The organism is Exiguobacterium sp. E4787 (genome assembly GCF_018618375.1).
GTDB classification, from domain to species: Bacteria; Bacillota; Bacilli; order Exiguobacteriales; family Exiguobacteriaceae; genus Exiguobacterium; species Exiguobacterium chiriqhucha.
This window is the reverse complement of the sequence record NZ_JACSLY010000001.1, coordinates 376,941-389,419: the sequence shown is the minus strand read 5'-3', so window position 1 is coordinate 389,419 and position 12,479 is coordinate 376,941. Positions and strand designations below refer to the sequence as shown.

General features: G+C 52.2%; 12 protein-coding genes. 9 read left to right on the top strand and 3 right to left on the bottom strand.

Annotated features, from left to right (window positions below):
• Nucleotides 1–13: 13 nt before the first annotated feature.
• Complete coding sequence (locus KNP80_RS02015; RefSeq protein WP_483297736.1) at nt 14–1,288, bottom strand: BaiN/RdsA family NAD(P)/FAD-dependent oxidoreductase; 1,275 nt, start codon at nt 1,286–1,288, stop codon at nt 14–16.
• 128 nt (nt 1,289–1,416) lie between these two features.
• Here KNP80_RS02015 and KNP80_RS02010 point away from each other — a divergent pair, with 128 nt between their 5' ends.
• Nucleotides 1,417–3,114 carry a putative polysaccharide biosynthesis protein gene (locus KNP80_RS02010; RefSeq protein ID WP_214833451.1) on the top strand — a complete coding sequence of 566 codons (1,698 nt, stop codon included), beginning with the start codon at nt 1,417–1,419 and terminating at the stop codon, nt 3,112–3,114.
• Entirely contained in the window at nt 3,114–3,824 is a 711-nt protein-coding gene (locus KNP80_RS02005; RefSeq protein WP_214717591.1) for a pseudouridine synthase, read from the top strand. The genes KNP80_RS02010 and KNP80_RS02005 overlap by 1 nt, the downstream gene beginning before the upstream one ends.
• A gap of 83 nt (nt 3,825–3,907) precedes the next feature.
• Here KNP80_RS02005 and KNP80_RS02000 read toward each other — a convergent pair whose 3' ends face one another.
• Nucleotides 3,908–4,129 carry a DeoR family transcriptional regulator gene (locus KNP80_RS02000; protein ID WP_081637897.1) on the bottom strand — a complete coding sequence of 74 codons (222 nt, stop codon included), beginning with the start codon at nt 4,127–4,129 and terminating at the stop codon, nt 3,908–3,910.
• Between the two features lie 306 nt (nt 4,130–4,435).
• Here KNP80_RS02000 and pepV point away from each other — a divergent pair, with 306 nt between their 5' ends.
• From pepV to KNP80_RS01970, 6 genes are read left to right on the top strand one after another with little or no spacing between them, the layout of a single operon-like run.
• Entirely contained in the window at nt 4,436–5,821 is a 1,386-nt protein-coding gene (pepV, locus tag KNP80_RS01995; RefSeq protein WP_214833448.1) for a dipeptidase PepV, read from the top strand.
• Nucleotides 5,822–5,880: 59 nt separating this feature from the next.
• A complete protein-coding gene (locus tag KNP80_RS01990; RefSeq protein ID WP_214833443.1) occupies nt 5,881–7,032 on the top strand; it encodes an MFS transporter in 1,152 nt (383 codons plus the stop codon).
• A 5-nt stretch (nt 7,033–7,037) separates the two neighbouring features.
• On the top strand, nt 7,038–7,613 hold the full coding sequence (gene thpR / locus KNP80_RS01985; RefSeq protein ID WP_029595150.1) for an RNA 2',3'-cyclic phosphodiesterase: 576 nt from the start codon (nt 7,038–7,040) through the stop codon (nt 7,611–7,613).
• On the top strand, nt 7,583–8,422 hold the full coding sequence (locus tag KNP80_RS01980; RefSeq protein WP_058764022.1) for an NERD domain-containing protein: 840 nt from the start codon (nt 7,583–7,585) through the stop codon (nt 8,420–8,422). The genes thpR and KNP80_RS01980 overlap by 31 nt, the downstream gene beginning before the upstream one ends.
• A gap of 21 nt (nt 8,423–8,443) precedes the next feature.
• Nucleotides 8,444–10,609 carry a type I pullulanase gene (pulA, locus tag KNP80_RS01975; protein WP_214831922.1) on the top strand — a complete coding sequence of 722 codons (2,166 nt, stop codon included), beginning with the start codon at nt 8,444–8,446 and terminating at the stop codon, nt 10,607–10,609.
• A 50-nt stretch (nt 10,610–10,659) separates the two neighbouring features.
• Complete coding sequence (locus KNP80_RS01970; RefSeq protein WP_029595153.1) at nt 10,660–11,454, top strand: phosphotransferase family protein; 795 nt, start codon at nt 10,660–10,662, stop codon at nt 11,452–11,454.
• A gap of 45 nt (nt 11,455–11,499) precedes the next feature.
• On the opposite strand, the gene cydS is transcribed toward KNP80_RS01970, so the two are convergent.
• On the bottom strand, nt 11,500–11,610 hold the full coding sequence (gene cydS / locus KNP80_RS16095) for a cytochrome bd oxidase small subunit CydS family protein (protein ID WP_021065570.1): 111 nt from the start codon (nt 11,608–11,610) through the stop codon (nt 11,500–11,502).
• Between the two features lie 135 nt (nt 11,611–11,745).
• On the opposite strand from cydS, the gene trmB reads away from it, so the two are divergent.
• Nucleotides 11,746–12,393 carry a tRNA (guanosine(46)-N7)-methyltransferase TrmB gene (trmB, locus tag KNP80_RS01965; RefSeq protein WP_214717585.1) on the top strand — a complete coding sequence of 216 codons (648 nt, stop codon included), beginning with the start codon at nt 11,746–11,748 and terminating at the stop codon, nt 12,391–12,393.
• Nucleotides 12,394–12,479: the final 86 nt, after the last annotated feature.

The window sequence follows — 12,479 nt, the reverse complement described above, 5'->3', positions numbered from 1 at the left end:
CGACTCTCTTTTTTTATACGGTCGTGCGTACCGCGAACTGTGCCGCGTGTGAACCGGCACAGTGTCCGGTCGTGAAGGCGGCCGTGATGTTATAACCACCCGTATAGCCGTGAATATCGAGCACTTCGCCGGCGAAAAACAAGCCGTCTGCTTTCTTCGACATCATCGTTTGTGGGGCGATTTCTTTGACGGAAACGCCGCCGCCCGTGACGAACGCTTTATCGAAATCGAGCGTTCCGGTGGCGTGCAACTCGAACGTCTTCAATCGGGTCGCGAAATCGATGACCGATTGTTTCTTCAGTTGGCTCGCGTCCTCTTCGCCGAACGCGAGGTCGGCCAACAACAAGTCGAGCATCCGTTCCGGGATGAATCCTTTCCAGACGTTCTTGACGGCCCGCTTCGGTTGGTCTTGTACTTGGTTCCAAAGCTCTTGATACAGCTCGTCACGTGCCATGTCCGGGAACAAGTCGAGCGAGAGGGCGACGACGCGCTCTTTGCTACGTTTGCGTTCTTTAATCGTATATTGACTGCACCGGAGGGCAATCGGACCCGAAATGCCGAAATGCGTGAAAATCATGTCGCCGCGGTGTGTCTTAATCGGCTTGCCTTTCTTGGCGTGAACGGTGAGGGCGACGTCACGGAGCGACAACCCTTGAAGTTGTTTCGTGCCGATGAACGCATCGTTCAACAAAATCGGTACTTCGGTCGGGAACAGCTCGGTGATCGTATGGCCGGCTTTCTCGGCCCATGGATAGCCGTCCCCGGTCGAGCCGGTGTGAGGGACGGATTGTCCACCGACAGCGATGACGCAAGCACCGGCCTCAATCCGCTCTCCGTCCTCGAGTTCGACCGCTTCGAACTCATTTGCTTCATTAAAATGGAGCGTCTTCACTTTCGCATTTTTGCGAATCTCGACACCGAGTTGGTCGATGGCCTCGAGGAGCGTGTTGACGACGTCTTGCGCTTTATCCGTCACCGGGAACATCCGGCCGTTATCTTCCTCTTTTAAAGGGATGCCGAACCCGGTGAACAAGTCGATAATCGACTGGTTGTCGAACTGGGCGAGGGCGCTATATAAGAAGCGTCCGTTCCCCGGGATGAATTGAATCAACTCGTCGACGGGCTTACGGTTCGTCACGTTACAGCGTCCTCCGCCAGAAATGGCGAGCTTGCGTCCGAGCTTCGAACCTTTATCAATTAGGAGCGTGTTCGCTCCGGCTTTGGCGGCGGCATAGGTCGCCATCAGACCGCTTGGGCCTCCTCCGATGACGATTACATCTTTCATCATGGTATCCCTCGTTTCTCTTTCAAATCAAATTCGTAACTTTATTATCTGCAACAGTAAGAGTATAATGAGAAACGGTCGTTTTGTAAAATTAGGTACATTAGTTGTGAAACAATAGATGGAGGTATCTCATGTCATCAAGCGTCAAACAAGATTCAGGACGAGAGTCCTTCGTCAAAGGCACGCTGCTGCTGTCAGCCGGAAATTTGATTTCACGTGCACTCGGACTGCTCTATACGTTCCCGTTCCAAGCGATGGTCGGGATTGCCGGTGTCACGCTCTATCAGGCGGCGTACACCTATTATGCGCTCATGATTGCCATTTCGACGGCGGGGATTCCCGTGGCCGTATCGAAATTCATCGCCAAGTATAATGCGCTCGGCGAATATGGCACGAGTCAGCGCTTGTTCCGCCAAGGGATGAAGCTGATGCTCGTGACCGGAGTCGTCGCTTTTTTATTACTGTTCTTCTCAGCACCGTGGTTATCGGAACTCATGGTCCGAAACTCGGAGAACAATCAGCAATATATCGACTCGTTGACGCTCGTGACGCGTAGCGTCAGTTTCGCACTCTTGCTCATTCCGGCGATGAGTATGGTGCGCGGCTATTTCCAAGGACATCAGGATATGGCCCCGACGGCCATCTCCCAAGTCATCGAACAGATCGTCCGCATCATGTTCCTACTCAGCGGGACGATGCTCGTCTTGTTCGTCTTCTCGGACTCGGCACTCATTCGTCCGCTCGCCGATTCACTCGGTGGGACCGCGGCAGTGGCAACGACGGAGTTGAACGGCTTGAAAGTGCTCGCCGTCACGATTGCGACGTTCAGTGCCTTTATCGGTGCGATCGGGAGTATCGTCGTGCTCGCCATGTACTGGCGAAAACGGAAAGACATCCATCGTCAAACCGATAATCCGGCCGGCACACCGGTCCGCTCGATGAAGTCACTTTTGCTCGAGTTGCTCAGCTACTCGATTCCAATCGTCATGGTCGGTCTGTCGACGCCGCTCTATCAGTTCGTCGACCAGTTGACGATGGTCAATACGTTGCTCAACTCTGGGAAGTCGGTCGCCGAAGCGACGTCCGCGTTCGGATTCCTGACCGGGAACGCCCATAAAATCGTGTTGATTCCGGTGTCGATCGCGGCGAGTGTGTCGATGGCGACCATTCCGCTCGTGACAAAATCGTTCACGCACGGCGATATGAACAAAGTCCGCAATCAAGTGAACCATATTTTCCAAGTATCGTTCTTTGTCACCATCCCGGCCGTCATCGGATTGGTCGCGCTCGCGGAGCCGTTGTTCGGGACGCTGTTCCCAGGTGACCGCGAAGGGTGGGTCTACCTGCTTCACTACGCGCCGAGTGCGTTCTTCCTCGCTTATTACTCGGTAGCTGCGGCCATCCTGCAAGGGATTAACCGTCAATATTTCACAATCTTCGCGACGGCGATGGGTCTCATCACGAAAGCTGTGCTCAACGTACCGTTCGTGTATGCACTCGGCGGGATCGGCGCTGGTTATGCGACGATTGTCGGTTATATCGTCGCGATTATCCTCATGATTTGGAAAATCCAACGGGCGCTCCAGTTCCCTTATAAGCAACTGTTGCGTCGGACGATGCTCATGTTTGCCATGGGTGGCGCGATGTTTATTGTCGTGTATGGCTCACTATTCGTCACGCTCAGGAATGAACCGAGTTGGGGCAATGATATCGTTGCCACAATTGTCGGTTTCGGAATCGGTCTCGTCGTGTACGGCTATCTCGGGTGGAGAAGCCACTTGGCCGGAAAACTATTAGGGAAACGATTCCAGTATCGGAGGAAAGCTTAATGCGAATTGATAAATTATTGGCGAACATGGGATACGGTTCGCGCAAAGACGTCAAGATTTTACTGAAACAAGGGGTCGTCCGTGTCGATGACCAACCTGTCAAAGACGCGAAACGCCAAGTCAACCTTGAAACGGAACGGGTGACCGTGCAAGGCGAGGTCGTCGAGTACAAACCGTTCGTCTACTTGATGATGAACAAGCCAGCAGGTGTCATCAGTGCGACCGAGGACAAGGTCGAATCGACGGTTGTCGATTTGATTGACCCGTCCTACGCCCATTACGAGTTGTTCCCGGTCGGACGTCTCGACAAGGACACGACCGGTCTGTTGCTCCTCACAAACGATGGGGCGTTCAATCATGCGCTCATGTCACCGCGTAAACATGTCGACAAAGTGTATGTCGCCGAAGTTGACGGGGAGATGACGACAGACGATGTCCGTCACTTCGCAGAGGGTGTCGAGCTTGAGGACGGCTATACGACGAAACCGGCCCGCCTTGAGCTCATCAGCAAATCCGGACGTCGTTCGACGGTCCGTCTGACGCTCTCGGAAGGGAAGTACCATCAAGTAAAACGGATGATTGCCGCGGTCGGCAAACACGTCGAGCGGCTTGAACGGGTCCAAATCGGTGCGCTCGAGCTCGACCCGACGCTCGAACCCGGTGCGTATCGGGAGTTGAGCGAAGAGGAAGTCGACTTGTTTTTTACATGAAATGAAGGCACGTGTCAGCCGACACGTGCCTTTTTGGGCGCAAAAAAAGGGACCCGTTGTCGGAATCCCTCGTAACTTGTTATTTAATTTGCCGTCTTGAGCGAACGTTTTGACGACGTCCACGTTCCGCGACTCGGACTTTCAACCAGATTGTTGTATTCAAGCACGTTCAAATCACGCTGTACGGTGCGCGATGTGATCCCGAACTCCTCTACTAGTTCAGAAGTGGTGACGCATTCCCTTTCGTTAATGAACAAATAAATGGACTTGATGCGGGTTAGCATACGATCTGTTGAACCTTTCATTGGATGACCTCCCAATGCGTAGAATGATGAAAGACAAAACCTACGGACGACAAATGAAATATGAAATTGTTATTTTCTAAAATTACATCTTTAGTATACCGCTCCTACATAGAATTGCAAGGGAAAAGAACGAACAATCAAAATGTAAAGAAACGATTATGAACGTAAATATCGAATGAAGGATATGTAAAGACGTGAACAAAAGGCTAAAAGACGAACGAAAAAATATTTTCGAAATGAATGTTCGTCTTTCTAACATTTGGATATACTAATAAGGGAGAGAACATTCGCAAAGGAGAGATCCATATGAATTGGAGACAAGAAATCGACGCACGAAAAGACACATTTTTAGAAGATTTAACAGGGTTATTGCAAATCCCAAGCGTGCTTGATGAGACGAAGACTGGCCCGAACGAACCGTTTGGACCTGAAGTCCGCCGAGCTCTCGATTATATGTTTGCACTCGGAGAGCGAGACGGGTTCGCTACGAAAGACGTCGCCGGATACGCGGGGCATTTAGAATACGGCTCAGGGGAAGAAATCGTTGGCATCCTCTGTCACTTAGACGTGGTGCCGGCTGGGGAGGGATGGACGTATGGGGCGTTCAATCCTACCATCGCCGACGGGAAAATATACGCCCGTGGCAGCAATGACGATAAAGGACCGACGATGGCTGCTTATTACGGACTGCGCATCGTGAAGGAACTTGGATTGCCGCTATCGAAACGCGTCCGCCTGATTGCAGGTTGCGATGAGGAGAGCGAATGGCGTTGTGTCCGCGAATACTTCAAACAAGAGGCGATGCCGACATATGGCTTCGCACCGGACGCTGACTTTCCAATTATCAATGCTGAAAAGGGGCTATACGATGGCGTCTTGAAGCAGCTCCCAATTCAACGGGTGCCAGGCTCGAAACATCACTTGGTCTCGTTCGTGAGTGGAGAACGGCCGAACATGGTCCCGGACTTTGCGACAGCGGTACTTGAGACAGAAGACGTTCTCGAAGAAAAGTTTGAAGCGTATCTCGAAAAATATGAAGCGGACGGCACGTGCACATGGGACCAAGGGACGTATACGATCACGATGAAAGGTGTGGCCGCCCACGCCATGGAACCAGATAACGGAGTCAACGCGGCCTACGTCCTCGCTGGCTTCTTGTTGACGCTCCCGCTCGACATTCAAGGAGAGCGCTACATCGAGTTCATTCGTCACGTGTTCGCCGATTCACGCGGGATTTCACTCGGTATCGAAGCAAGTGATGAGACGGGCGATTTGACGATTAACGGTGGCGTGTTCCGCTATCAAGGGGACGAACGGACGGCGACGGTGAATATCCGTTATCCATACACCGCGAAATTCGAGGAACGGTTGCAAAACTTGAAAGAGATCGCCTTGTCGTTCGGGTTTGAACTGTCGACGCGTCATCATATGCCGCCGCACCATGTGGCCGAAGACCATCCGCTCGTGAAAACGTTGGCAGACGTTTATGAACGTCAGACCGGCGAGTCAGCGCACTTGATGGCCATTGGCGGAGGGACGTATGCGCGCTCGCTCGAGGCTGGTGTCGCTTTTGGGGCGCTGTTCCCTGGAGCGAAAGACGTCGCCCACCAAGTCGATGAATACATGGAAATTGAAGATTTACTTCGCGCCGCCGCCATCTATGCGGAAGCGATTTATGAGCTCGCTAAATAATAACCCGTGAGAGCTGACTGATTCGGTCGGCTCTCTGTCTGTTAGGAAGGAAGTTTACTTTGAACCAACAAAAAATATCGTTTCAATCGATTTACGTCGCCATTTTCTTTGCCCAAGGAGCCCTCATTCCTTACATGACGCTTTTCTTCTCCCAGTCACGTTTTGATTTGTCTCCGGGTCAGGTCGGGACAATCGTCGCCATCATGCCGATCCTCTCAATCGGTGTCCAACCGCTATGGGGCATGCTTGCCGACCGAACGGGGCGGGTTCGGGCTTGGTTGATTATCGCAATGCTCGGGGCGGCTGCCTTATCGCTCACGTTCTTGTTCGCGACGTCTTACGTATGGATTATTATGTTGATGATCGCCTGGTCCATCTTCCAATGTGCACACATCCCGCTCGTCGATATGATGACACTCGAGTATACGTCACGCGCCAAAATCGACTACGGGGCCATCCGTCTGTTTGGATCGGCCGGATTTGCGATTGCGGTGTTCGTCATGGGTCGCATCTCGGACACGACGTGGGGACTCGCGAGTACGTTTTTACTCAGCGCCGTCATGCTGGCAATCGGTACGCTGTTCGTGCGGAGCGTATCTGAACAGGAACCGAAGCAAGTGCACACGACGGCACCGTTCCAATGGTCGGCCGTCTGGAATGGGCCGTTCATCGCCTTTTTGATTGGGGGCATGCTCGTCTTCGGCCCTATTTACGCGAATAACTATTACTTCGGAATTTATGTGACGAGCATCGGAGGCTCAACGACGCTCGTCGGGACACTGTTCCTTGTCGCGGTATTATGCGAAATTCCATTCATGAAAGTGGCTTACCAAATCGTCTCACGTCTAGGTACGGTCAACGTGCTGGCGGGAGCCGCCTTGATTTCGGCGCTTCGCAACGGCTGGTTAGCACTTGAGCCCCCGATTTGGGTCGTTTGGATTCTTGCCATCGTTCAAGGACTGGTCGTCGGATTATTGATTCCGGTCGCACTTCAATTTGTCCGCAGCCTTGTCAGCCGCAACGTCGTCTCGACGGCGATTGGCGTCTATATGGCCATCACGTCAGGACTAGCGACGGCCGGATTCAACCTCCTCAGTGGATTTATCATTGAATATAACAGCATCATCGGTGTATTTTGGATGTACACGGTGGTCAACATCCTAGGAGCGGTCCTCTTCTTTGGACTGAGACGTTTTCGAGTGAAAGGATGATGGTCATGTCGACACATTATTTTTTGGCACTACCCATCGAGGACGAAAAGTTCGAACATGTACAGCGGGACATCTTGCCGTTTTATTCGTATCGTCGAACGTATCGTCCGGAGGAATTTCATTTGACACTTCAGTTTCTCGGTTCATTGGACGATGATGAAGTCGAGGCAGTGAAAGAACTCACACGTGAAGTGACAACGTCGACGGCCCCGTTCGCGCTGACGTTCCAGCAAATCGACCACTTCGGTAGACCGGATCGTCCGCGTGTCTTGACGATCGTCCCGGAACCGTCCGTGGACTTGACGGCGCTTACCGGGACGCTTCGACGAAAGTTATCCGAAGAGATTCCAGCACTCGACCGTAAACCGTTCGTCCCCCACGTCACACTCGCGAAGAAGTGGGACACAGGCACACGAATCCCGTACATCGCCCCGACGTTTACCATCGAGGAGCCGATTGAAACGGTCGTACTTTATCGAATCAATCCAAACCATACCCCTGCCTATGAGGCAGTCGAAGTATTTCCGTTACAGCGGTCAGAGGAGGACACATGGCGATCCCGATTAAAATTTTTGACGTAACATCTAAATATGAACGAAACATGCTCGACCAGTTCAATCGCTTTCAAGAGTATGTCGAGTCCGATGTCGCTCGCATGCGTCGTCTTCACGATTCCAATCGGTTGAATCCTCCCGAAATCATGGAGTTTGAGAACCCGTGGTGGAAATTTTGGCGCCGTACGGAACGCATCGAGCTCGAACCGACACCGCTCTCGGAGTCGCAGTTCCAGACGTTGCTCACGAACCGCCGTCATATCCAAAAACTGCAATACGCCTGTGAAGGGGCGACCGAGGCGGACGTCCCGTTGTTGCCGTTTTTGCGAGAATACGGATATCGCAAGATGGTATCCGAATGGAACGACCAACACTTCTTCATGTATCGTCCGGTCGTCGAATGGAACGGGGCGACGGTCGAACTGAGCCATCTCATCATCGGACCATCGCATATTTACCTGGTCGAATGGCTCGACGGCGACCGCAGCATCTATCACATATCGAAGCAGAAGACGTGGATTCATCAACCGCTCAAAGGGGAAAATAAACGTGTAGTCAACCCGCTCATCGCGTTGACGCGCACCGAAGAAATCGTTCGACAGTTTCTTCCGTCCTATGACGGGGTCATCCAAAAAGTGACGGTGGCCCCACAAGGCTATTTCGATCATGTGCCTGAAATTCGGTCGACTCAGTTCATCTCACGCGCGGATTATGAGCCGTGGATGAAACAAGTGAACACGAGGGCGCCGATCGTCAAAGCCCAACAAATTCGAGATGTGGCGAAACTACTAGATGCGACAGCCCAGATGCCGTTTCGACAATTTTTGGACCAGTAGGTAGGAGAGGATGGAACGCGTATGCATTACACACCAAATCAGCAAACGACGTCTCATGTGACGATTGAACAGGCTTCCTTGCTCTCATTCAAGACGATTCGACTCGAGGTCATTGCCGAATATGAATCCGTACCGGTACAAATCGAACAAAACGGTCGACCGGTCGATTATGTGGTGCTCAACGAATGGACGACAGAGGCGGGCACGATTGAACGAGATATCCAATTGACGCGCCCGGTTACGCTCGAAGCGGTCTATACCGTGTTTCACCCTGGACATAAGACGATTGTCGTCGTGCCCCGCGAAATTGTGCATACGGACGAGTTTGAACGTCGCTATGCCTATGACGGACCGCTCGGCCTTTCATTTTCCGGGCAATCAATTGAGGCATATGTCTGGTCGCCCGTCGCGTTTTCGATTTGGTTCGTCATCCATGATCCCGAAACGCATCGTGAGATTGAACGATTTCGCATGTCTCGGAGCGGTCGAGGCGTCTGGCATGCCGATGTTCCTAGACTGTACGAAGGCTATTTTTATCGACTGTACGTCAAGACACCTGTCGAAACGAACGAGGTCGTCGATCCTTACGCCAAAGCCGTCAGCCTAAATGGCGAATTTGGCGTATTGATCGATGTTGAGACAGCCGTCGCTGAGCACGTGGAGCCGGCAGAACGCCCGCCTCTCCGCAAAGCGACAGATGCCGTCATCTATGAACTGCATATCCGTGACTTCACGAGCCACCCTGCGTCGACGAGTCGACGGCAAGGGCTGTACGCCAGCATCGTCGAGACTGGGCTTAAAACCCGGGCGGGGAACAGTGCCGGTTTCGATTATTTGAAAGAACTTGGGGTTACGCACCTGCAGTTATTGCCGGTCCATGATTTTGGAAGCGTCGACGAAGCGACCCGGATGCCCTACAACTGGGGTTATGATCCGATCCATTGGTTCGGGTTGGAAGGCAGTTACGCCTCGAAACCTGACGAGCCGCTATCACGCATTCTAGAGTATGCCGAAATGGTCGATGCCTTGCATCGGCATGACATGCGCGTCGTCGTCGATGTCGTCATGAACCATATCTTCATCCGTGAGCAATCGTCGCTCGAAGCACTCGTCCCGTACTATTATTTCCGTTATGAACATGACGGGGCGGTCGCGAACGGGACCGGCGTCGGAAACGACACGGCCTCAGAACGGTATATGATGCGACGAATGATTGTCGATTGTGTGACGTACTTTGCCGAGACGTATCACGTCGACGGTTTCCGATTCGACTTGATGGGCATTCATGACGTCGAGACGATGAATCAAATACGGGCCGCACTCGATAAAATCGATCGCTCGATTTTGATTTACGGGGAAGGATGGGATTTGGCAACACCGCTCAGCCCGTCATTGAAAGCCTCGTCGCATAACGCGGCTTTCATGCCCCGAATCGGTCATTTCAATGACATGATGCGGGACGCCTTGAAAGGGTCGACGTTCAATGACCGGGAGCGCGGGTTCGTCTCCGGGAACGAGTGGCGGGAGTGGGAGCTTCGTGAATGCCTCACCGGAGCGGTACAGATCCCGAACGTCACCGTCGGGCGTTTCCCAAGCCCGCAGTATACGATCAACTACGTCGAAGCGCATGACAATTATACGACGTACGATAAATTGCTCTTGTCGTGTGAAGATATGGACGAGACGATGCGGTTGCGGATGCAACGGTTCGCCACAGCCATCGTCATCACGTCGCAAGGCGTCCCGTTCCTTCACGCCGGCCAAGAGTTTGGTCGGACAAAACAAGGGGTTGAGAACAGCTATAATGCACCGGACCGAATCAATCACTTCGATTGGGACTTACGTGACGAGCGGCAAAGCGAGGTCGAGTTCGTGAAGACACTACTCAAGTTACGGCGCCGTCACACGTGTTTCCGCTACGATACCCGGCAAAAAGTCATCGAACAGTTCAAGTTCCTACCGTCGCCCCCGGGCGTGATTGCATATGAGCTGACGGCGAGCCATTCTTATGATGCCTGGCAGCGCGTCCGCGTCTATCTGAACGGAACGTTCCACGATGTGACATTCCAAGCGGAGGGGGACTGGAACGTCTACGTCCAAGGGGAAACGGCGAGCCTCGTCCCGATTGAACGAAATCCGAGCCAGATTCAAGTCGAGTCGTTGTCAATGACGATTATCGCGTGTTAATATGGTGATTGTATCTTTGTAATTCTTAATGAGATTTGAGCGTGATGAATATGTATTCAGATATAATCGGTGCGCTCGGTGAAGAGTGGACGGTGGCTTCCGCAGGCGGCATTACAGGCGAAGCGTACGTAGCGACGACGCGCCAACAAAAAATCTTTGTCAAACGAAACTCGTCCCCGTTTTTAGCCATTCTTTCCGCCGAAGGCATCGTCCCCAAATTGCTGTGGACGAAACGGATGTTTAACGGTGACGTCCTCAGTGCCCAACAGTTCATCGAAGGTCGTGAGCTCTCGCCAGCCGATATGAAACGGGCTGATGTGGCGGCACAGCTTGGGAAGATTCATCATTCGAAAGAGCTATTATTCATGTTGCAGCAGTTGAATCATACACCGGTCACGTCCTCACTGTTGCTTCGGCAATGTGCCGCTTACGAGCAAGACGAGGCGGACGTGACGATTGATGAGGCAATCCGTTGGTTGTCGGTCCATCAGCCGATTGATGACGAACGTGAACTCGTCGTCTGCCATTCAGACTTGAACCATAACAATTGGATTGAGGATGAGACCGGTCTGTTATATTTGACCGACTGGGATGACGCCATCATCGCCGACCGTGCCTTTGATTTGGCCATGGTCGTCTACAGCTACGTCGACGAGGTAGACTGGGAGACGTGGTTCAGCCATTACGGCATCCGTTTCACCTCCGAGTTACACTATCGAATGCACTGGTATGCGATTGCCCAGACGGTTCTGACCTTATATGGGGAACAGAACGGCATCGCCCGAGCAGAAGGATTGACCGTGCTCCGGGAATTGCTCGATGAAGCAGAGGAACGGACACAATGAAAAAAGGGATGGATCACGAGTGTGAGCCATCCCTTTCCATATGCATCAGACATCATCAGGTTTCATGAAATACGCCCATACGAACGTCGCGATGACGGCGCCGAAGAACGTCAACGGAGCCGCGTAAAAAATAAGAAATTGATCTAACGTGCTCATCGATATAACCTCCTTGTGAAGGATGATTCATGTTCATTAAACAATGATTTCGTGTATAATCGCAAGGGGACTGCTCGCGCGAAGCGGCTAGTCAGCTGAAACTTGAACATTTCTTGAACGAAAGGTTGGAAAAACATGCGTTTACGTCACAAGCCTTGGGCTAAAGAATACATGGAAGCTCAAGAACACGTCTTTATCACTCATCCCGAAACGTTAAAAGGGAACTGGACATCAGAATTTAAGAACGACAATCCGCTCTTCATCGAAGTCGGGTCGGGGAAAGGGCAATTCATTTTAGGGATGGCCCAGCAGTTCCCGGACGTCAACTTCATCGCCATCGAGTTGTTCGAGAGCGTCGCCGTGTCGATCGTGCAAAAGCTCGTCGAAATGCCGATGCCGAACGTCCGCGTCTTGACTGTGGATGCCAAGCAACTCGTCGACTATTTCGAAGCCGGCGAAGTCGACCGCGTCTATTTGAACTTCTCAGATCCATGGCCGAAGACCCGACATGCGAAACGTCGTTTGACGTATAAGACATTCCTCGCCACGTACGAGGCTGTGTTGCCACGCGGAGGCGAGATTCACTTCAAGACGGATAACCGCGGACTGTTCGAATATTCACTCGAAAGCATGAGTCAATACGGCATGTACTTCACAGATATTTCACTTGATCTTCACGCGAACGAACCGGCAGATAACGTCCGTACCGAGTACGAAGAGCGCTTCAGCGCCATGGGACAACCGATTTATCGGATGGAGGCCGCGTTCCGCCCGAAAATTTGACACGCTTTTTTCTTATTTTAATAGCATTTTCTTCACACTTTTTTCTTTCTTCTTGGTACAATAGGAATGACGCTAAACTGGAATTA

Bases quoted from the DNA above. Each gene is read 5' to 3' on its own strand.
- KNP80_RS02015 (WP_483297736.1), bottom strand. From the start codon at position 1,288: ATGATGAAAGATGTAATCGTCATCGGAGGAGGCCCAAGCGGTCTGATG.
- KNP80_RS02010 (WP_214833451.1), top strand. From the start codon at position 1,417: ATGTCATCAAGCGTCAAACAAGATTCAGGACGAGAGTCCTTCGTCAAA.
- KNP80_RS02005 (WP_214717591.1), top strand. From the start codon at position 3,114: ATGCGAATTGATAAATTATTGGCGAACATGGGATACGGTTCGCGCAAA.
- KNP80_RS02000 (WP_081637897.1), bottom strand. From the start codon at position 4,129: ATGAAAGGTTCAACAGATCGTATGCTAACCCGCATCAAGTCCATTTAT.
- pepV (WP_214833448.1), top strand. From the start codon at position 4,436: ATGAATTGGAGACAAGAAATCGACGCACGAAAAGACACATTTTTAGAA.
- thpR (WP_029595150.1), top strand. From the start codon at position 7,038: ATGTCGACACATTATTTTTTGGCACTACCCATCGAGGACGAAAAGTTC.
- KNP80_RS01980 (WP_058764022.1), top strand. From the start codon at position 7,583: ATGGCGATCCCGATTAAAATTTTTGACGTAACATCTAAATATGAACGA.
- pulA (WP_214831922.1), top strand. From the start codon at position 8,444: ATGCATTACACACCAAATCAGCAAACGACGTCTCATGTGACGATTGAA.
- KNP80_RS01970 (WP_029595153.1), top strand. From the start codon at position 10,660: ATGTATTCAGATATAATCGGTGCGCTCGGTGAAGAGTGGACGGTGGCT.
- cydS (WP_021065570.1), bottom strand. From the start codon at position 11,610: ATGAGCACGTTAGATCAATTTCTTATTTTTTACGCGGCTCCGTTGACG.
- trmB (WP_214717585.1), top strand. From the start codon at position 11,746: ATGCGTTTACGTCACAAGCCTTGGGCTAAAGAATACATGGAAGCTCAA.